The sequence below is a fragment of the Rufibacter sp. JT20002 genome (assembly GCF_056491185.1).
Genome location: NZ_JBSZJY010000004.1, coordinates 565,835 through 586,191, shown reverse-complemented (window position 1 = coordinate 586,191; position 20,357 = coordinate 565,835). Strand labels below are relative to the sequence as shown.

Below are 20,357 nucleotides of genomic sequence, written 5' to 3'. Positions count from 1 at the left end.
ATGCCTAAGGTTACACCAACCCTCCCGTTAATACAGTCTGACAGCTGGCTCACACCTTACGCTCCCCAGCTCTTACAACGGTTGGCCCGTTTTGAAAAGACGCAGGATCACATTGTCCAGGATTTTGGAACCTTGCCCGAGTATGCCGCCTGGCACCACCAGATGGGGCTCCATTTTGAACCGGAAAACAATGGATGGCGCTACCGTGAATGGGCACCAGCGGCCCAAGCCCTTTCCATTATAGGAGATTTCAATTTCTGGGACAGGCACGCCCATCCGCTGCAGAAGGTAGGGAACGGCATCTGGGAGGTTTTTCTGCCCGCCGACAAAGTGCAGATCCAGCACGGCCACCGGTTTAAGGTACACGTAATCGGGGCCACCGGCGAAGGACGGGACAGAATCTCTCCCTTTGCATTCCGGGCAATACAGGATCCCCAGACCTATGATTTCTCAGGGCAGTACTGGGCACCCGAAGAGGCCTTCACCTGGACCGACGGCTCTTTTGACAGATCGCACCTCTCGCAGCCTATTATCTATGAATGCCACGTGGGCATGGCCCAGGAAAAACATGGCGTAGGCACGTACCGCGAGTTTGCCGATCTGATTCTGCCGCGCGTGGTGGAAACCGGGTATAATTGCCTGCAATTGATGGCCCTGATGGAACACCCCTATTATGGGTCCTTCGGGTACCACGTCTCCAATTTCTTTGCCCCTACCTCCCGTTTCGGAACGCCTGAAGATTTAAAATACCTGGTCAACGAGGCGCACCGTTTGGGCATCGCTGTGGTGATGGATTTGATCCATGCCCACGCCGTGAAAAACGTGGCTGAGGGGTTGGCGGATTTTGACGGTTCGGGTGGCCAATACTTCCACCAGGGACCACGTGGCCATCACCCGGGCTGGGATTCCAAACTGTTCAACTACGGGGTGCCGGAAGTTCGCCGGTTCCTTCTGTCTAATGTGCGGTACTGGTTAGAGGAATTCCACATAGATGGGTTCCGGTATGATGGGGTAACTTCCATGTTGTACCATCACCACGGAGAAGGTGTCGCCTTTGGGCACTATGACCGCTACTTTGATAAAAGCGTGGACGAAGACGCCATCCTCTACCTGCAACTTGCCTCCGAGTTTACTCACTCCTTTACCCCCGGAGCCTTGCTCATCGCTGAGGACATGAGCGGGATGCCCGGTCTTTGCCGCCCTGTTTATGAGGGGGGCATCGGGTTTGACTACCGGTTGGGCATGGGTATTCCGGATTACTGGATCAAAACCCTCAAGCATAAACGCGATGAGGACTGGAATTTGGATGAAATCTGGCACGAGCTCACTAACCGGCGGGTTGGGGAGAAAACCGTGGCCTACGCAGAATCGCATGACCAATCCTTGGTGGGTGACAAGACCATAGCTTTCTGGCTGATGGACAAAGACATGTACTTCAGCATGCGCACCATTGACCAAAACCCGGTGATTGACCGTGGCGTTGCCCTGCATAAAATGATTCGCCTGCTAACTATGTCGTTGGGCGGAGAGGCGTTCCTTACCTTTATGGGCAATGAGTTTGGCCATCCAGAGTGGGTTGACTTCCCGAGGTTGGGCAACAACTGGAGTTACCAATACGCCCGCCGGCAGTGGTCACTAGTTGACAACCCTGATCTGCGCTACCGCCACATGTGGCAATTTGAAAAAGACATGCTTACCTTGGCCGAGAGATCGGCGTTGTTAGAGCAGGGACCGGCCCAAAAGCTTCATCAGGATAACCACAACAACGTGCTCATTTTCCAGCGGGCTGGTTTAATCTTCCTTTTCAATTTCCACCCGAAAAACTCGGTGCCAGATTACAGGTTCCCCGTTCTGGAGCCTGGCAGCTATAGCCTGATCCTTTCATCTGATACCCCGGAAACCGGCGGCCATAACCGTGTGGATATGAACATTCGGTATTTCACCATTCCAACCACCTACGGACCTAGATTGAGCATCTATCTTCCAAACCGGACGGCGTTGGTTTTAAGAAGAGAAGACTAAAATTCACCTCCCAAAGATCTTTAAACAGAAAGGCCGCTGCGAAATATCGCAGCGGCCTTTCTGTTTTTACTTTATCAATGAATGATGGATTTAAGGCTATTTTCTAAAATATGACCCTAAACCGTTAGGGATTTCTAGTTAGTCCTGCAACTGTAGCACCGTGTGCAAGCTTTCCATCACCTGGTCGGCGGTTACTTCCCAAGTCAGCTGTTTAACGGCCTTCTGGTTAGCCTCTACCTGCTCTTTGCGCAAGTCTTCGTCCTGAAGAAGCTCCAGAATCAATTGGGCTAGACCAGCAGTATCGTTGCAGTCTGCTACGCTGGCTTGCGGCAATACCTCAGCGGCCCCTGTCTGGTGGGTGATGACCACCGGAAGTCCGGCTAAGGTGGCTTCAATGGCAGCTAACCCGAACGGCTCTGAAAGGGCTGGCAAGCAGAAAACAGTTGAATTTTTCAGCAACGCCTCCGCTTTGGCAGGCGGCAGGAATCCGGTGAAGGTCACTGAATCTTCTATTCCCAACCGGCGCACCATCTGCTTTGCTTCTTCCAGCTGAGGACCATGCCCTGCTACAATGAAGTTTACCTCAGGGTCTTGCTTCAACACTTGTTTGGCCACTTTCAGGAATTGCAACGGTCCTTTCTGAGCAACCAATCTTCCCAGAAAAGTCACCTGTTTGCGTTTCACCGGTGTTACAGGAGATGGCGCTACTTTATCGGCACCATTATACACCACCTGAACTTTCTTGGCCGGAATGCCATAGCGTTTGGTGATCATTCTGGCGGTACGGTCACTTACGGTCAGAATCAGGTCTGCCTCGTTCATGGCTTTGGTTTCCAACTCGAAAATCCACCCCAGGGGCTCTCCTACCTGACGGTCAAAAGAGAGGCTGTGCACGTGAACAATTAACGGAACTTTGCGCTGTTTCTTGATTTCCATGCCGGCCAAAAAGGTCATCCAGTCATGGGCATACACCGCATCAAACTCTTTATGGGAAGCCAGCCTGGCCGCGTAGCGGGCAAACTGAATCACTTCAAAGTTAAGGGTACCTCTTGCTCCCTGCGTCACGGTGATCTGTGGCTGCCCGTTTGGGAAATTAACGGCAGGTTTAGGAGTTTGGGGTTCAGTAGTCTGGGCGGGGGTATTGGTGGGGGAAGTAGTGGCTTCAGTGCTCTCCTGGCTTTCTAAGTTCTCCTGGGGCACTACGGGCTCTTCATAAGGAAACAACGCAGCAGGCACCCGGTGGGTAGTGGCAAAACGCTCAAAGGTTTTTTCTACGGGGGCCTGTTTTACTTCAGCAAGATCAAGGGCATCCAGCCCCACAATTTCAGCATGTTGATCCAGGGCCATATGGTCGGCCTGGGGTACAATCATGGTAAGTTCTACTTGTTTTGCTAAGGCTTCTGCTAAATGAAAACAGGCTTTGCCCACTCCTCCATTCAAAATAGGCTGATCTTCCCAGCCTAACATTAGTACTCGCAGTTTTCTCATTATTATTATTCAATATCAGCAATAGATGCAGGGGAGGTGTTTGTAAAGATAGGTAACCAACCCTCTTGTTCAAGTAATTAGCAACATTTTTTTTGGTTTGTTTATTCAATAAAACAGAAAAATTGAAAAGATTCCGTAATTATGCCCTCTTTTTTCAGGATAAATACGGACAAACCCTTTTCAGTTTATTACGTTGCTTTTGCGATTTTTTCATGGATAATACCATTCAAGACACCAATTACATGATCAACGATCTGGGCGCCAAACGCGAAGAATTTTTCGCGGGTACCATCCAGCACGTTGAGACAAACAACAACAGCGCAGTCTTCTTTTGTGACAACCGGGTTGCTCTTAAAGTAGAGGCTATCTCCAACAATATAATAAAATTCAAATATACGACAGACGGCAAGTTCTCAAGAGATTTTTCGTACGCACTTTCTCCAAACAGACCTCAAACGTCGGTAAAGCTAAAGGTCAAGGCCCTCTCAGACCATTACCGGCTCACCACCAAAGAACTTATCTGCACCATCTCCACCAAGGGCCTTAATACCCGAATTTTGGACAAATCAGGCACCGTCCTGAACGAGGATGAGAAAGGCTTCCATTGGGAAGAACACAAGAAATACGGCGGAGACATCGTAAAGATGAGCAAAGTGGTGCAGCCGCAGGAGTTTTTTTACGGGTTAGGCGACAAACCTGACAACATGAACCTGAAGGGCAAACGGTTTGAGAACTGGGGATCAGACACCTACGGATACAAGAAAGGCACCGATCCGCTGTACAAAAATATCAACTTTTTTATGGGCTTACACCGCCGCAACGCCTACGGCATCTTCTTTGACAACACGTTCAGGTCTTTCTTTGACTTTGGTAGCGAGCGCAAAGAGGTGAGCAGTTTCTGGGCGCAGGGTGGCACCATGGAATATTACTTCATCTATGGCCCCTCCCTCACGCAGGTAGTTCAGCAGTACACCACTTTAACCGGCACGCCGGAGTTGCCGCCTTTATGGGCTTTGGGCTATCACCAATGCAAATGGAGCTACTACCCAGAATCGGTGGTGAAAAACCTGGCCCAAGGGTTCAGGGAGCGCCGTATCCCCTGCGATGCCCTGTACCTCGACATTGACTACATGGAGGGGTTCCGGTGCTTTACCTGGAGCAAAAATCATTTCCCAGACCCCAAGCGCATGGTGCAGGAATTGGCTCAAGACGGGTTTAAAATGGTGGTCATCATAGACCCGGGTATCAAAATTGACCCCGAGTATTGGGTGTACCAGGAAGGGGTGGAAAACGACTATTTCTGCCGCCGCGCCGATGGGCCTCTTTACAAAGGAACCGTTTGGCCAGGCCTGTGCCACTTCCCAGATTTCACCCGCGAAGATGTGCGTACTTGGTGGGCTGGTCTGTTTAAGGGCTTAATTGAGGAAACAGGCGTAAAAGGCGTCTGGAATGACATGAACGAACCCGCCGTGTTTGAGATTGGCACCTTCCCCAACGACATCCGGCACGACAATGACGGGGAGCCCAGCAGCCACCGTAAGTCGCACAACATTTACGGCATGCAAATGGCGCGGGCCACGTATGACGGAGTAAAAAACTTCTCCTATCCAAACCGGCCATTTACCATCACCCGCTCAGGATATGCGGGCGTGCAGCGCTACGCCTCTGGGTGGACGGGTGACAACATCGCGTCATGGGATCACCTGTGGCTGGCCAACATTCAGTGTCAGCGGTTGAGCATCTCCGGGATGTCCTTTGTTGGCTCAGACATTGGCGGCTTTATTGAAACTCCAGACGGCGAACTTTATATCAGGTGGCTGCAGTTGGGCATTTTCCATCCTTTCTGCCGCACCCATTCCTCAGGTGATCACGGAGAGCAGGAACCTTGGTCCTTTGGGGAGCCTTACACCTCATTGGCCCGCAAATTTATAGAGTTACGGTACCAGCTCCTGCCCTACCTCTACACCACCTTCTGGCAATACACCTCGCGCGGAACGCCAATGCTGCGACCACTGGCATTGCTGGACCAGAATGACCCTGAGTGCTACCACCGCATGGCGGAGTTCTCCTTAGGCGATCATCTTTTAGTATGCCCTATTACCCAACCGGGCGTAGATGGTAGAATCCTGTACCTACCCCAAGGCACCTGGTACAACTTCTGGACCGATGAATTGGTGCAAGGAAAACGCGAAGTGTGGGCCGATGCTCCTTTGGATAAAGTTCCGATGTTCATCAAAGCCGGGGCCGTTCTCCCGATGTATCCGGTGCAGCAGTACGTGGGCGAGTTAGAAGTTCCTGAGGTAACCCTGCACGTGTACTATGGCCAAACCACCTGCATAAGCGAATTGTATGAAGACGGCGGCGAAGGCTACGGCTACGTCGAAGGCAAACTCCTGCTAAAGACATTTACGACGGGATCAAACCAGGGAGCTTTCACCATTAATCAAGACCGGGTTGGTGAAGGTGCCGATGCTTACACCAACTATCGCCTTGTATTGCACGGCTTGCCGGAAACTCTCACTACTATCTTGGTTGATGGAGTTGAGGTTAGCAAGCAAGAAACCACCAAAAAGGATGTTTTGGAAGTGGTGGCTCCTTCTGACTTCAAGCTTTTACAAGTTCTGGCTTAAAGAGGTGGTAAACGCTAGAATCAATCCGATCCATTAAAAAGAGAGTCCCTGTTTAAACGGCATTTATTTAAAATGCCGTTTAAACAGGGACTCTCTTTTTGTATTGGTAAAGCTGCCTTTAAAGCCCCTTCTCTATTCCTGGTTTGTGCTTAGAGCAAGCTGGTAAGCGCGTTCATAGTGCACGAGCAGCTTTTTCCAATCAAACATTTCTGATAGGCCTTCCACTTTGTTGCGTTGGGTGATCCGCTCTCTGCGGCTTAGCTCTACGTAGTCAAACAGGTGGCGGGTGAGTTGCTCGGCGGAGTCATCAAAGCTGCGTTCATGCCGGTCAATTACATAGATACCTTTATCGGTATGCTTTTTCACGTTCTTCTTCACGTAGTCCCCAAACCCTGACAAGTCACTGGTCACAGCTGGAATACCACTAGCTACGCACTCCAGCGGTGTATAACCCCAAGGCTCATAATAGCTAGGGAAAATACCCAAGTGACAGCCCCGCACAAACTGCCCATACTCCATCCCAAACAGTGGGTTGGTTGGGGAAATGAAATCGGGGTGGTACACTATTTTCACGCGGTCATCGGCGTTGTTCACCAGGTTAGAGCTTCGCAGGAAATGCAGGATCTCGTCTGACTGGTCGTTTACCAGGTTATGTGTTACTACTGGGGGTAGCTGGTGCGTTTTCCAGGATTGGATGGTCCGGCGGTACCTCAGTTTCCAGTAATCGTCTACGTAGTTGTTCAGCTCCGGAAGTTTGTACTCCGTGCTAGCGGCGGCATCGTAGAAAAGGCGTTCGCCAATCTGGTCTTTGATGGCCTCGCAGGTTTCCTGGATCTCCTCCATCAAAGCCTTGGAATGCAATACCCCCGGGTTGATGGAGTAGAACGGCTGTTTGGTCACAAAGAACATCACCACGGTCATGTCAGATTTAGCCTGCTTCATGCGGTGGTTCAACCGCGCCAAGGCTTCCAGGGTCAGGTCAAAGCCTTTGTTGCGGTATTCAAAGCGGCCCGAGGTGAACAGGTAAATGGTTTTATCAAGGTCAAAGGGAAAACTTTGGAAAAAGTGCCCCATCACAAACCGGTGAATCCGTTTCTTGTAGGTTAAGTGCAGGTTCTGGAACTCATGCATGGCCGTGAACCGCCTAATATTCAACCCGTTGGGTAGAACGGTATCTGGGATGCGGTCTAACAGGTAAATACACTCGCGCACAGTTACTTCACTTACCGTGGTAAACACATGCGACCCATGCGCCGCGGCCCTTTCAATGGAAACCGCCGGTTCTATATTAAAATGCCGCGCTTCTTTCTGCCAGTCTACTGAGGTTAACTGGTCATAGAAGTTAGGGTCATTCATGGCCAGGTACCGACCCAGCAGCGTGGCGTGTGTGGTGAACACAATCTTCACCGGCACTTGCTCACGGCGCAAATCTGGAATGGCAGAACCCACCATCCACTCATGGAAGTGCGCTACCACCTGGGTTTTGGAAGACAACAAGGTGATAAACCGCTTCACCAACTGGCCAAACGCCAGCACTTGGTTCAACAAATCTTCATTAGAGGTAGGGATCTGGTGATGCTCCCAAAGGAAATACTTGATCTCATCCAATTGGGCAAAAGCGCTGAAGGGATTTATTAGGACAATGCGGGGCCTGCCTGTCACCAACCAGTTTCCATAGTAACATTCTACACCTTGCGCCCTGAGCTCCAGCACCGCCTGGCCGTACACATCTGAATAATCATCGGTAGGTTCAAATTCATGAGCGGCTTGCTGAGGGAAGAAAGGCCCGATAAGACAGTACTGGTCTCCCCAGTATTCAATCATGGCAGGTACTTTGGATCGGATCACCGTATAGATTCCACCTACTTGGTTACACGCTTCCCAGGCTATTTCAAGAAGATGCGGAGATGCAGAAGACAGTTGTTGCATGGAAGGGTCATTTTAGAGCTATTTTACTTAAATTAGGCTAAAAGGGATATAGAAAAAGGAAATTATTTACATTTTTTCAACCCCGTACATCCGTGAAATAAAGCTGCCACAGTTAATACCTTCAGCCTCAGACCCAAAGCAAAACTCACGTTTATCAAAGCTAAAACATTTTTACAGATTTCATACCGCCACGACCTTTTAGTCAAGGAAAGTTCTAGGAAAGGGATTGCAACCTAGCTAAAAAGCAAGGCTTCCGAGTACGCCCATATAAGTTTCTGAGGTCCCCCTAGGCCAAGGTCAGACAAGAACTGCCTCCTTCCCCCCAAAGACTTTTTTCTAGCAGAGTAAAACAAAAAAGTAAATTTGATCTATAACCCAGTGCCTAGCTATGCTGGCACTCCTTACCAAAAGGGTTCATTGAATCTGTTACCACCTAAAACAAAAACTATGAGTATTACTTATGAAGGGCACGTGATCTGGGCGCAAGTAGACGCCAACATGCACCTTCGCCACTCGGCTTACGCCGATTTTGCTGCCCAAGCCCGTATCTCCATGCTAGACGCCTTAGGCCTTGACTTCAAAACATTTCAGCACCTTAAACTTGGGCCCATTCTGTTCCGGGAAGAATTGCAATACCTGCGCGAGGTAGGCATCAACGACACCGTCCGGATTGAATCGGTGTTGACCAAAGCCCGGCCTGATGGTTCCCGCTGGTCTATCCGGCATGAGTTGTTCCGGGGCGATGGCGTGAAAGCCGCCATTATCAACGTAGACGGTGCCTGGATTGACCTCCTTAAACGGAAACTGGCCGGCCTGCCCGAAGACCTTGCCCAAAAGTTTATGAGCCTGCCCCAAGCCGAGGATTTCACCATGGAATAACCTTTCGGTTTAGGGGATACTTTTCTGAAAGTACCCCCTAAACCGAAAAACCCCACTTATTTCAAAGCACCTCTTTCAGTTCTTATCCCCTTCCTTAAATTAGGAGCATGATACAGCTCTTTACCCCTCCCCGCTTGCCGTACAAAAGAAGTACGCCCAAGCTCCTCTTTCTTTCCATGCTCCTTTCAGCCCAGGTAGGGTTGGCCCAAACCAAAGACCCGGTGGTGGACAGCATTGTGAAAGAAGCCACCGAAAACTCACAACTGGAAAGCCTGGCGCATGAACTGATGGATGTGATTGGTCCCCGCCTGGTAGGAACCCCACAGATGCAGCAGGCAAATGACTGGGCCGTGGCCAAATACAAAGGCTGGGGCATTACCGCTCGGAACGAGAAATGGGGCGAGTGGCGCGGCTGGCAAAGAGGCATCTCACACATTGACTTAGTGCACCCAAGGGTAAGAACCCTGGAAGGCATGCAATTGGCCTGGAGTCCCAGCACCAAAGGAAAAGGCGTCACTGCAGAGACCATCACCCTCCCTGAGACGGTTACTGATTCAATAGCTTTCCAAAGATGGCTGCCTACCGTGAAAGGCAAGTTTGTGCTGATCTCCATGCCGCAGCCCACCGGCAGACCCGATTACAACTGGCAGGAATTCGCCACCAAAGAGTCTTTTGAGAAAATGAAGACCGATCGTACCGCCCAAACTGAGGCGTGGCGCACCAAGATGACCAAGATGGGCTACAACAACCGCACGTTGCCCGTTGCTTTGGAAAAAGCCGGAGCTGCTGGCGTGGTCATGTCTAACTGGTCATCGGGCTTTGGGGTGAACAAGATTTTTAGTGCGTACACCAAGAAAATACCAACTGTAGACCTTTCCCTGGAAGATTACGGCATGCTGTACCGCCTCACGGCTTCAGGACAGAAACCCAGAATCAACGTGCAGGCTGAGTCTAAAGAGCGCGGCATGGTACCTACGTTTAACACCATCGCGGAGATGAAAGGCACCCAGAAACCAGATGAGTACGTGATCCTATCCGCGCACTTTGACTCTTGGGACGGGGCCACCGGCGCCACCGATAACGGGACTGGTACCCTGGTCATGATGGAAGCCATGCGTATTCTCAAGAAAATCTACCCTAATCCTAAAAGAACCATTCTGGTAGGACACTGGGGCAGCGAAGAACAAGGGTTGAACGGTTCCCGCGCGTTTGTGGAAGACCACCCCGAAATCGTGAGTAAAATACAGGCGGTATTTAACCAGGATAACGGAACTGGCCGGGTAGCTAATTTAAGCGGCTCTGGTTTCCTGCATTCTTATGAGTTCCTGAACCGCTGGTTGGCCCCTGTCCCGACGGATATCCGCTCGCACATCCAAACCAACTTCCCGGGCTCCCCAGCCGGAGGCGGATCTGACCACTCATCGTTTGTGGCAGCAGGCGCCCCAGCCTTTTCGCTAAGCTCCCTTAGCTGGTCTTACGGCACCTACACCTGGCACACCAACCGCGACACGTATGACAAGATTGTGTTTGACGATGTTCGCAGCAACGCCATTCTCACCGCCATCTTAGCATACATGGCCAGCGAAGACCCAACCACCACTTCCCGCGAGAAAAGTATCTTACCAGCCAACCAAAGAACCGGTCAGCCCGGCACCTGGCCCGCTCAAACCAAGCCTACTCGTAAAGGTGGTGTTGAGTAGAACTTTAAATCCATAAGACTTTAAACCTTAGAATCTAAAGCTTATTTGAAGGCAGAAAAGCCTCGGAAATAGTAGGTGTACAACCTGCTATTTCGGGGCTTTTAATTTTTAAAAGAAGTTAAACCAAAAAGTTTAAGATAAGAGAAGTTAAACCAATAAGTTTAAGAAGCACTTCTACGAGCCAGCCAAAATCCACAAGCGGCAACGGCTAACCCTACTCCCAGAATAGCTGCCCAGTTTCTGTGGGTAGTAGTGACGGACGGCTGCATCTCTGCGGATAGCAGGGGTTCATAGTTGATGCCGCTGGTAACGGTGAGCACCAATTGCACGGCTTCCTCCGGCGAATCCCATTGCGGAAAGTGGCCGCAGCGCGAAAACCAATGAAGGCAGGCATCCGGGAAAAGCGCTAATGCCCTCTTGGCTTGCTTCGGAAGGCAAACCCGGTCATGTCGGCCCCACCCTATGATCAAAGGCGCTTGCAACGTACCACGCGGGGTTCCTTTCTGGGTTTCGCCGTAAGATAGGTTGTACAACAAATCATCAAACGAGGCCGAAGTAGCGAAGGTCCGCATTTCTTCCTGCACTAGCTCTGCGGGCAGTTCCCAGGGACGGGCCGAAAATTGGGGCAACAGCAGGGTGCGTCCTACCGGGTTTGCGGCAATGGCGGGTATAGCGGGTAACAGTCCCTGCACCAACCTTCTGGATGCCGCCACTGAAAAGTAGAAGAAGGGTTTCTCCCAACCTTCCCAAAACCCGCCAGGGTTCAGCGAAACCACCGCCCCTACCACTCCCCCGCGCCGGGCCAATTCCAGCACCAGCCGGGCACCCATGGAGCTACCCACCGCATCTATGCCTAGAAGACTATGGCTTTCCAGAAAGGAGGTCACCGCATCGGCCAGGGTACGGATGGACACCTCTCCTTCCAAAGGTGGGGTAGCGCCGTGCCCGGGTAAATCTATGGCGATCACCTCACGGCCCGCCTCAGCTAAACCATCTATCATCAAATCCCAGGAGCGGGAGCTTCCGCCAATGCCATGAATCAGTAACAGAGGTTTTCCCTCGCCCCGCCGGATGAAGTGCATGTCCATGTGAAATCAGGTTAGGTACTCAATTCGTTATGAGTTGCTTAGAGATACGAGGTTGAAGCACCTCGGTTCAGACTTAACCTTGATCTAGATTCCATTAAGAAAACCTAGTCGCAAAAAAGGAGGCCCTGTTTCGAGAAAGACTTAGCTAAATTTAACTCAAAACAGGACCTACAGACAAAGTAATTTCTAGTTCTGTTACTAACGGCTTATTGAACCTGTTTTTGGGTCACGTAGAAGTTAGGATCCACTTTTACCTCTGTAGTACCACCTGTTAGATTTGCTTTCTTCCAAGTGGTAGTTACAGGCTGCAACCATATTTCTTTTCCGGCGGCAATAACTTTTACGGGCAGGTTAAAACCAGTAACTGCGTTGTTCCAGCGGTACGAAAGGGTGTTCCCTTCCATCTTGTACTCCAGCACCGGAATGCGCACGTCCCGAAGGTATTGGTTAAAAAAGGCATTCAAGTCTTTCCCGGTCTGCTTGCTCAAATAGTTTTCTATCTGCGCTGAAGTGACCGTCTGGTGATAGAATTCCTTGTTCATCCCGCGTAAGATGTTGCGCCATTTTTCGTCATCGTTTACTACCTGCCGAAGGGTGTGCAGCATGTTGCCGCCTTTGGGGTACATGTCGCCGGAGCCACTGGAGTTTACCTCGTATTTGCCTATGATGGGCCGGTCGTTCCGGATTCCCTGCCGGGTTCCGATGACGTACTCACTGCCCGCTTTTTTGCCGTGGAAATACTCTACAAAGAGGTTCTCTGAGTAGTTGGTGAAACTCTCATGAATCCACATGTCGGCGATGTCTTTGTAGGTGATGTTGTTCGCAAACCACTCATGGCCACTCTCGTGGATGATGATGAAGTCAAACTTCAAACCCCAACCGGTACCGCTGAGGTCACGCCCCAAATAACCGTTCTGGTATTTGTTTCCGTAAGTCACCGAGCTTTGGTGCTCCATGCCCAGGTACGGCACCTCCACCAGTTTGTAGCTGTCCTCATAAAACGGGTATGGCCCGAACCAGTGTTCAAAGGCTTTCAACATCTGGGGCACTTGCTTAAACTGCTCTTTCGCTTTGCTAAGGTTTTCGCGCAGCACATAGTAGTTGCAATCCAGCTTGCCTTTCTCGCCGGCGTAGGTTTCGTAGAAGTTCACGTAGTCACCGATGTTCACATTCACGCCGTAGTTGTTGATGGGATTGGTCACCGCCCAATGGAAGGTTTGGGTACCGTCGGCGTGTTGCTCTACTTTGCGCAAGCGGCCGTTGGAGACATCTACCAGGTCTTTGGGTACCGTCACCCTGATCATCATGCTGTCGGGTTCATCGTACATGTGGTCTTTGCAAGGCCAGAACAAGCTAGCGCCATCTCCTTGCACCGAGGTGGCAACGAAAGGTTTCCCGTTACTATCCTTTTTCCAGGTCACGCCCCCGGTCCAGGGCGGATTGGTACTTACCTGGGGTTTTCCGCCGTACGTCACTTCCACGGTCTGCAAAGTGCCGGGAACTTGCTTGCCGGCTAATTGGATAAACCAGGCATTCCCGTCCTGCTTTACCGCCAGGTTCTTGCCGTTTTGCCGAACCTGCTCAATGCGCATGGGTGGCTGCAAGTCAATCTGCATTACTTGGTTAGCCTTCAGAACTTTGTAGCGCACCAAGTTCGTGCCTTTCATGGTGCTGTCTTGGGGGTTCACTTTAATGCGCAGATCATAGTGCACCAGGTCCCACCAGGCCCGCTCCGGCGTGATAGAGCCTCTGAGCGTATCTTGTCGCGTGTACGTGGGAGTGGTCTGGGCTTGGGTCTCTGTTCCAAGGCCTAGTAAAACCACCGTAGCTAAACCCAAAAGAGAAGAAAACCGATGTCGCATTTTTAAACTGTTTTTAAAAAAGTATAAAGGAAAAGCCTCCTCTGCTAACCCTGCCAATGACTTGCCAAAATTAGCGGGATCTCTCCTTTTGATATTTACAAGGTACAGAAGCCCATTTAAACCAAAGCCCTTGTAAGCAAATATAAGCATCTCTTACACTTAGGACAGGGAAAAAGAAAACCTAAAAAAGAAAAACCGTTTCAGGCTGCTTTTGTAAAAAACAAGCCTGAAACGGTTTCTATTAAAAAAACTCTAGCTATTTCTCAAGCCATACTGCTTCTATTTCAAAGGTGAAGGGTTGTTCTTTTTGGGCTGCTTTTAAGTCCTGGGGTAGGGAAATCTCCAGCTTTTCAGCTTGCTTTAAATTGAAGGAGCCCGCCTTTGCCCCCGAGAACTGGAACGGATGGAACCCTGGGTAAGGCCGTGGTAACAGCATAAAGGCATCTGCTTTAAAGGTATTCAGCGGCACCTCAATATCCTGAAAGGTACCCGTGGCATGTACCCTGGCGGTAAAGGCTGCAGCATTTGAAGTGATCAACCCTACCTTTACCAGCAAGCCGTTTGTGTTCGCAGTCCTAATTCTGATCACCAGTTTGCTAAAGGAGGCCAAATCATTTTCACGCCCTTTCAGTTTGTCTCCGATGAAGTGCTGAAAGCCCATGGTCTGTTCCACCGGCAGCTCTTTGGCGGTGAGTTTCAGCACTAATTGCCCAGGGTTCTCTGCTGTGAGCAGTGCCCTCTCGTCGCCTCTCCAAAGGTTCGGGAACACATAGATGGCGCGGTCTGTGGTGGCGTTAAACAAAGACAAAGCGCCTTTCTCAGCGGCGACAAACGTTTGCCAGGTGTCATTCTGGTAAAAGTCCCACGCCCAGGGGTCTCCCTCGTATCCTCCCGGGAACGTCACCTGCTTTTGACCGTCCTGCACCATGATCCGGTAACTGATCAAGCCCGGAGAAGTGAGGTCCACCGGAATTTGGGCTTGGTACCGGCTTCCCTCTACCCTCTCCATTGCGATGGTCTTGTAAACCCCCGCCTGATTATTTAGCTGAACTGTAATTTTGGCCTCAGGGGTTACGCCCACTACATTGGCCTGAAGCACAAAAGGTTTGCCCGCCGATACCTCCTTCAAGGGATGGTGCGCCACGTAGGGTTTGGTATCAAAAGGCTGGGGAGCTGCGAATTCCTTCATCTCCATATACCCAAAAGAAGATTTCCCGTTCCAGGCACCTTTTCCTTTTTTGGCCAGTAAATAGACCCCGGGTGTGATCTGAAAACTTCCTCCTTTCGCCGAGGCCTTGTAGGAGTTTCCGTCATTTACACTGGTAACGGTGAACTCCTCCCCTAATTCGGCTAGCTTGATTTGCATGGATTGGTTCAGCCACTCAATGCGGGTCACTTCTTTGCTGGGCGAGGCCTTCGCGAAAGGATCCCGGATGTGCACGGCATCGGGCATCACTTCCAGTCGCCAACCGCCTTTATCCAACTTGTCCAGGAAATAAGCCCCGGAGCCGGAGTACGCCACCACGGGCGAGCTACCCACTCCGGCTATCTGGGTCAATTTAGAAAGGTTAGCAGGCTTTGTGCGGGTGGTATTGGTATACAGGAAGGCCTGCGGCGTATTCATCTCGCTCAGGTTTTCTCTATAACTTACCCGAAACGCCCCGAAAACGCTGTCGGCTGGGTAAACGCCATAGCTTTTGCGCAAGGGAAGCTGATGGAAAGCCTTAGCTGCAATCATCAAACTAATGGCTTTGGAAGGGGTGTACGCCAGATTCAGGTAGTGGGTCTGGTACTCGGTGTTGGCGTAAGCGGTTGCCATAGGGTCATAGGCAAACTGCGTCGCCCACTGGAATCCCGCCCCCCTGAAACTCTTAGCCATGGCCGGGTACATGTAAGAACCCAGCACATCACCGGCGTCAAACTCATAGACCATGAGAGCTTTGTTTTTGAACTCGGGGATGGTGTCAAACGGGATGTGGTAGCGGTCTACGTGGGGCAGGTAATTGCCTTGGAGGGTGTGGTTTGCCACCAGCCCCGTGGGGTACCACTGAAAACTGAAACCATCAACGTTGGCCTTGGCCACGGCATCGGCGTACCGCGGCGATTCACTGATGTTGTAGAAAATAGGCTTGGTCCAACCGGTTGCCCGGATGGCCGCTACCATACGGTTCACATATTCGGTGGTTCTGGCTTTAGGTCCTGAGTGCTGGGGTTCATTGTTCACCTCGGCCCCAATAATATTAGGATCGGCCCCATACTTGAGTTTGGTGTATGGATTGACGTGGTTCAGGAACTGCTTAAGGTAGTTTTCCTGGGCTTTGAAGGCAAATTCATTTACCAGAGCCTTTTGCTTGCCGTAGAGGCGCGAAAAGCCGGGAGTGTTCTCGTCTTTCTCCGGATACCCGTTTCCCCAGAAAGCGATGGGGGTGAGCATGATTCTGATGTTACGCTGCTTCAACTTGTAGACCAGGTAATCAAACAGGCGCAGGTGCTCGTTTTCCAGCAGGTTTCCCAAGGTGTCGGAGATTTCAGTGTCCCAGACGTGTACCCTGAAAGCGTCTAAGCCCAGACGGGCCATATGGTAGACATCCTGGTCAATGGCTTTCTCAGGGTCAACGTTTCTGGCCTTCACAGACCGGTACCCGTAGGCAAACGGAACCGTGTAGTTCACCCCGAAAAATGCTGCTTCCTGGTTGTTTTTCTTCCAGCGCATGATTCCTTTAGAGTCAACGTACACTAACTCCTGGCTTTCTGCTTTCTTATTCTGGGCCAAAAGGGGCACGGAAAATAGAAAACAGGTGAATAAGAGAATGAAGTGCTTTTTAAGACTGGTTTTCATGAAATTACTTAAAAGTGATGGCTTGCCGCAAAGCTGCCCATAGGCAAACTTACTGAAGGGCGCGTTCTCTTTTATAAAGTTATCCTGTGGTTATAGGTAATTCATGATTCACCGTAAGCTTTTCGTGTGAGGCGGAGCCGGAAATTAGCCGGGCTAACCATGTAAGCTTTTCGAGATTGCTAAAGAAAGAGTGATCAAGGAGAATGAAATGGATCCTTTAGCTAGGAAGCAGGTTGGCGAAAGGTCCTCAAGCTTTCGTTGGTAATCTCCTTTGGGTTATAAAAAGGGGTGGCCCCTCTTTGGGTGGCCACGAATGCCCCAATGAGGCAGGCTCTTTCCAAGGCTTCTGGAAGGGGTTTGTGCTGCAGATAGCTGGTGAGGAAAGTGGCCAGAAAAGCGTCACCACTGCCAATTGTATCCTCCACTTCTACCCGGAAGCCTTCGTGTTCAAAAAAACCTTCCTCGGCGTAAACAGCGGCTCCCTTGTCGCCCCGGGTCACTACCGCTAACTCCCATCCAAACTTGTCTTTGAGATCTTGCATCTGGCGATGAAGATCTCCCTCCACTCCTATCCAACCGCAGATTTCCTCCAGTTCCTGATGGTTCATTTTCACAAGACTTGCCTCACTGAGCAAGCTTAGCACAAGCTCAGGCGTGTAATGAGGGGGCCGAAGGTTTACATCAAAAACTTTCCTTTTAGCTAAGGGCAGATATCGTAAAAGGGCCTGCCTTGAACAATCTCCCCTGGCAGCTAAACTACCATAGAGGAAGACGTCACTTTGGGAAATTAGCTGCGCCGTGGGTTCATCGTACTGGATGAAATCCCAGGCGACGGGCTCGATAATCGTGTAGGAAACCTCTGTTGGATCACTGGTATCAGCAGTGACTACTCCGGTTTGATGTATTTGGTCTTTCTGGATCCAATCTGTTTCGATTTGCTTGTCTTGCAGAAACCTCATCAGTTCATCTCCCAACTCATCCTGCCCCACCCTACTCACCACTGTCGGCTCAAATCCGTTGTAGCGCAGGTGAATGGCTACGTTCATGGGTGCTCCGCCGGGCATCTTACCGGTAGGCAGAAAGTCCCACAGGGTCTCTCCGAAGCATACGATTTTCTGCTGCATACCTGCCTCCATTAATGCATGACCACGCTTTTCTCAATCTTCTCCAGGGAGGTACCCTTGGTCTCCGGCATCATGCGCCAGACAAACAATAACTGCAATACCATCATGCCGGTGAAGATCATAAAAGTATGCCCGCCTCCCAGGGTTTCGGCGATGTAAGGGAAGCTAAAAGCGATAATAGCGGCCATGATCCAATGAGTGAAGCTGCCCAAAGCCTGACCCGAGGCCCGCACTTGGTTAGGAAAGATTTCAGAAATAAACACCCAAATCACGGCTCCTTGGGAGAACGCAAAAAAAGCGATGTACACGAACAAGTAAACCGGAACAGCTATCCCGCTGAACTCTTCCAGGTAAAAAGCTTTGGCAACCAACCCCAGGGTGACAATCAAGCCCAGCGAACCAATGAGCATGAGCGTGCGGCGCCCAAACCGGTCAATCACGTTCATGGCCAGCAACGTGAATAGAAAGTTGACCAAGCCGATACCAGCCGAAGAAAGTAACGCTGACTCCTGCCCCAAGCCCACCATCTCAAAAATGCGAGGTGCGTAATAGATAATGGCATTGATACCCGATACCTGATTGAAAAAGGCAAAAAGCACCGTTAAAGTGATAGGCAAGGAATGCTTCTTTGAGAACAGCGCGGGTTGATGACCCTCCTCATCCCGTTCATGGGCCGTCATCAAAATATCAGTTACCATCTGGTTCACGTTTGCGTCTGGATTGGCAATTTGGAGGGTTCTTTTCGCTTCATCTACCCTATTGGTTCTCTTCAGTAACAACCATCTGGGGCTCTCTGGCACCATCAGAAGAGTTACCAGGAAGATGATGGAGGGAACGGCTTGTATTCCCAACATCCAGCGCCAGTCGTGCTCACCGGTTCCGGCAAACAGGTAGTTGGATAGGTAAGCCACCAGAATTCCAAACACGATGTTGAATTGAAAAAGAGCCACTAACCGGCCTCTTGATTTGGCCGGTGAAATCTCCGAGATGTACAAGGGAGCAGTCACGGAAGAAACCCCCACCCCAATGCCACCTAAGAAGCGGAAAATAAGAAATGTGTACCAGTCCTGGGCCAAAGCGGTTCCTATGGAGGATAACAGGTAAAGCACCGCGATCCCAATTAAGGTGTTCTTGCGGCCATACTTATCAGAAGGAATCCCGCCCGTCAGCGAACCCAGCACGGTTCCAATCAAGGCAATAGCCACCGTGAGGCCGTGCTCAAAAACGCTCAGGTTCCACAGTCTCTGAATTGCCTTCTCAGCCCCAGAGATTACGGCCGTATCAAACCCGAATAAAAACCCACCCAACGCAACTACAATTGCCCAAAAGAATACTTTCCTACTTGCCATGAACTTGAATGTTTTTCTAAAAGGTACTGGTTTTAAAGAATCCTCAACTTCACATGCTTTAAAGTGAAAAGCATTTATCCACTAGGCTTCTATCTCTGATAGCTTAATATCTAAAACTTTCAGGAAAGTGAAATGTAGGGGAAAGTTCCCTACTTACAATTGTAAGACTAGGAGTAGGTAAAATCTTGTTTCTGCCCTGCTTTTCTAAAACTAGCCAAAAAGCCTAATCACTTCAATAGAATTTCTATTTAACTTTTGTAAAAACCCTCCTTTGCAGCTTCACCAACATTTTGGAAAAACAAATATGTCGATGAGGGGCATATCTGGTTAATAAAATTTTGAAGGTTAATCTAGTAGTAGAATGGGCACATAAAGGACACTTTATCTCCTTTAAAGGAAGTGCGACAACACACTTTAGCCTTGAAATCTTGTAGATTAATTACACCAAGCTCCATAGTGCACCTATTTATCAAGCCCTGCAAAATCAGTTTAACTGTTGTTTCCAGCAATAAGAGAAAGTCTGAATTCTACTTTCCCATTACTTTCGCGGCTTCCTCTTTCTCCAGCAGACTTCCTTTCCAGGAACTGGCCGCCCCAATCAACGCTGACTCCTCCCCCAGCTCGGCTACCCGTATTGGAATGGATAAGGCATGGTTTAGAAGATGGTGCTCCAATTCCCCAGAGAACAGATGATAGGCTTTGGAGATGTTGCCCCCGATCACCACCATCACGGCACCCAAGGGTTTCACGGTCGTTCTGATGAACTCGGCCAGATTTTTCCCAAACTCATCAAAGACTGTTTGCACGGTTAGGTTCTGCGGGGCAAGGTCGGCTAGTTCTCTCACCCCCTTTACTTCTTGGCCAGTGAGTTCCCTGAACCGGTTCACGAACCAACGGGTGGAGAGATAGTCCTCGGCGATGCCCTCCTTGAAAGGCGAATTCCACAGGTCGGCGTCTTCTACCTTGCCGTGGTGGCACCAGGCCGAGCCCAGACCGGTGCCTAACGTCAGGCCCAGCACCTGCTCTACGCCCTGGGCGGCGCCGCAGAAGACCTCGCCTAACAGGAAGCACTCGGCATCGTTCAAAAACCGGATGTCGTCTGCCTGCATGGAGAGCTTCTCTGCCAATAATTCCTTTACATTGAGCTTGTAGAGGATGTCGTATTTGTTCTGGTCCTTGATGAGGGAAACGCCGTTGGGGTAATCAAACGGGCCCGGCATGGCGATGCCGATCTTTCCCGACGAAGTACCGTCAAAGCTCTGGGCTTTTTGGATAACCTCGCACCAGTTGCCGATGATCTCGTTCACCGAGCCCTGGGTATTTATTTCACTTCTCACATAACTCCCAGATACAAGAGCGCTCGTTTCCATATCGACAAGGGCTGCGGAGATATGAGAACCTCCTACATCTATCCCCACTACTGTTGCATGATTCATAGCGTATGATT

The 20,357-nt window shown here is 50.4% G+C and carries 12 protein-coding genes; 4 read left to right on the top strand and 8 right to left on the bottom strand.

The window, feature by feature from the left end; genetic code table 11:
* The gene (locus ACW9SV_RS19205) at positions 1 to 2,022 is read left to right on the top strand and encodes an alpha amylase C-terminal domain-containing protein (protein ID WP_479558384.1); all 2,022 of its coding nucleotides are present in this window, start codon (positions 1 to 3) and stop codon (positions 2,020 to 2,022) included.
* A 138-nt stretch (positions 2,023 to 2,160) separates the two neighbouring features.
* On the opposite strand, the gene ACW9SV_RS19200 is transcribed toward ACW9SV_RS19205, so the two are convergent.
* Positions 2,161 to 3,510, bottom strand: coding sequence for a glycosyltransferase family 4 protein (locus ACW9SV_RS19200; protein WP_479558383.1), 1,350 nt, complete (start codon positions 3,508 to 3,510; stop codon positions 2,161 to 2,163).
* Positions 3,511 to 3,722: 212 nt separating this feature from the next.
* Here ACW9SV_RS19200 and ACW9SV_RS19195 point away from each other — a divergent pair, with 212 nt between their 5' ends.
* Positions 3,723 to 6,140 carry a glycoside hydrolase family 31 protein gene (locus ACW9SV_RS19195; protein WP_479558382.1) on the top strand — a complete coding sequence of 806 codons (2,418 nt, stop codon included), beginning with the start codon at positions 3,723 to 3,725 and terminating at the stop codon, positions 6,138 to 6,140.
* Positions 6,141 to 6,272: 132 nt separating this feature from the next.
* On the opposite strand, the gene ACW9SV_RS19190 is transcribed toward ACW9SV_RS19195, so the two are convergent.
* On the bottom strand, positions 6,273 to 8,069 hold the full coding sequence (locus ACW9SV_RS19190; protein ID WP_479558381.1) for a glycosyltransferase: 1,797 nt from the start codon (positions 8,067 to 8,069) through the stop codon (positions 6,273 to 6,275).
* Positions 8,070 to 8,516: 447 nt separating this feature from the next.
* On the opposite strand from ACW9SV_RS19190, the gene ACW9SV_RS19185 reads away from it, so the two are divergent.
* Both ACW9SV_RS19185 and ACW9SV_RS19180 read left to right on the top strand, forming a co-directional pair.
* The gene (locus ACW9SV_RS19185; RefSeq protein WP_479558380.1) at positions 8,517 to 8,948 is read left to right on the top strand and encodes an acyl-CoA thioesterase; all 432 of its coding nucleotides are present in this window, start codon (positions 8,517 to 8,519) and stop codon (positions 8,946 to 8,948) included.
* Positions 8,949 to 9,055: 107 nt separating this feature from the next.
* A complete protein-coding gene (locus ACW9SV_RS19180) occupies positions 9,056 to 10,648 on the top strand; it encodes a M20/M25/M40 family metallo-hydrolase (RefSeq protein WP_479558379.1) in 1,593 nt (530 codons plus the stop codon).
* Between the two features lie 161 nt (positions 10,649 to 10,809).
* Here ACW9SV_RS19180 and ACW9SV_RS19175 read toward each other — a convergent pair whose 3' ends face one another.
* The 6 genes from ACW9SV_RS19175 to ACW9SV_RS19150 form a co-directional block, all read right to left on the bottom strand.
* Positions 10,810 to 11,736: an alpha/beta fold hydrolase gene (locus ACW9SV_RS19175; RefSeq protein WP_479558378.1), complete on the bottom strand. Its 927-nt coding sequence runs from the start codon at positions 11,734 to 11,736 to the stop codon at positions 10,810 to 10,812.
* A 206-nt stretch (positions 11,737 to 11,942) separates the two neighbouring features.
* Positions 11,943 to 13,598: a M1 family metallopeptidase gene (locus ACW9SV_RS19170; protein ID WP_479558377.1), complete on the bottom strand. Its 1,656-nt coding sequence runs from the start codon at positions 13,596 to 13,598 to the stop codon at positions 11,943 to 11,945.
* A 256-nt stretch (positions 13,599 to 13,854) separates the two neighbouring features.
* On the bottom strand, positions 13,855 to 16,437 hold the full coding sequence (locus ACW9SV_RS19165; protein ID WP_479558376.1) for a cellulase family glycosylhydrolase: 2,583 nt from the start codon (positions 16,435 to 16,437) through the stop codon (positions 13,855 to 13,857).
* A gap of 221 nt (positions 16,438 to 16,658) precedes the next feature.
* Positions 16,659 to 17,573 carry a carbohydrate kinase family protein gene (locus ACW9SV_RS19160; RefSeq protein WP_479558375.1) on the bottom strand — a complete coding sequence of 305 codons (915 nt, stop codon included), beginning with the start codon at positions 17,571 to 17,573 and terminating at the stop codon, positions 16,659 to 16,661.
* Complete coding sequence (locus ACW9SV_RS19155; RefSeq protein ID WP_479558374.1) at positions 17,573 to 18,910, bottom strand: sugar porter family MFS transporter; 1,338 nt, start codon at positions 18,908 to 18,910, stop codon at positions 17,573 to 17,575. The genes ACW9SV_RS19160 and ACW9SV_RS19155 overlap by 1 nt, the downstream gene beginning before the upstream one ends.
* 527 nt (positions 18,911 to 19,437) lie before the next feature.
* On the bottom strand, positions 19,438 to 20,346 hold the full coding sequence (locus ACW9SV_RS19150) for an ROK family protein (RefSeq protein WP_479558373.1): 909 nt from the start codon (positions 20,344 to 20,346) through the stop codon (positions 19,438 to 19,440).
* Between the last annotated feature and the right edge of the window lie 11 nt (positions 20,347 to 20,357).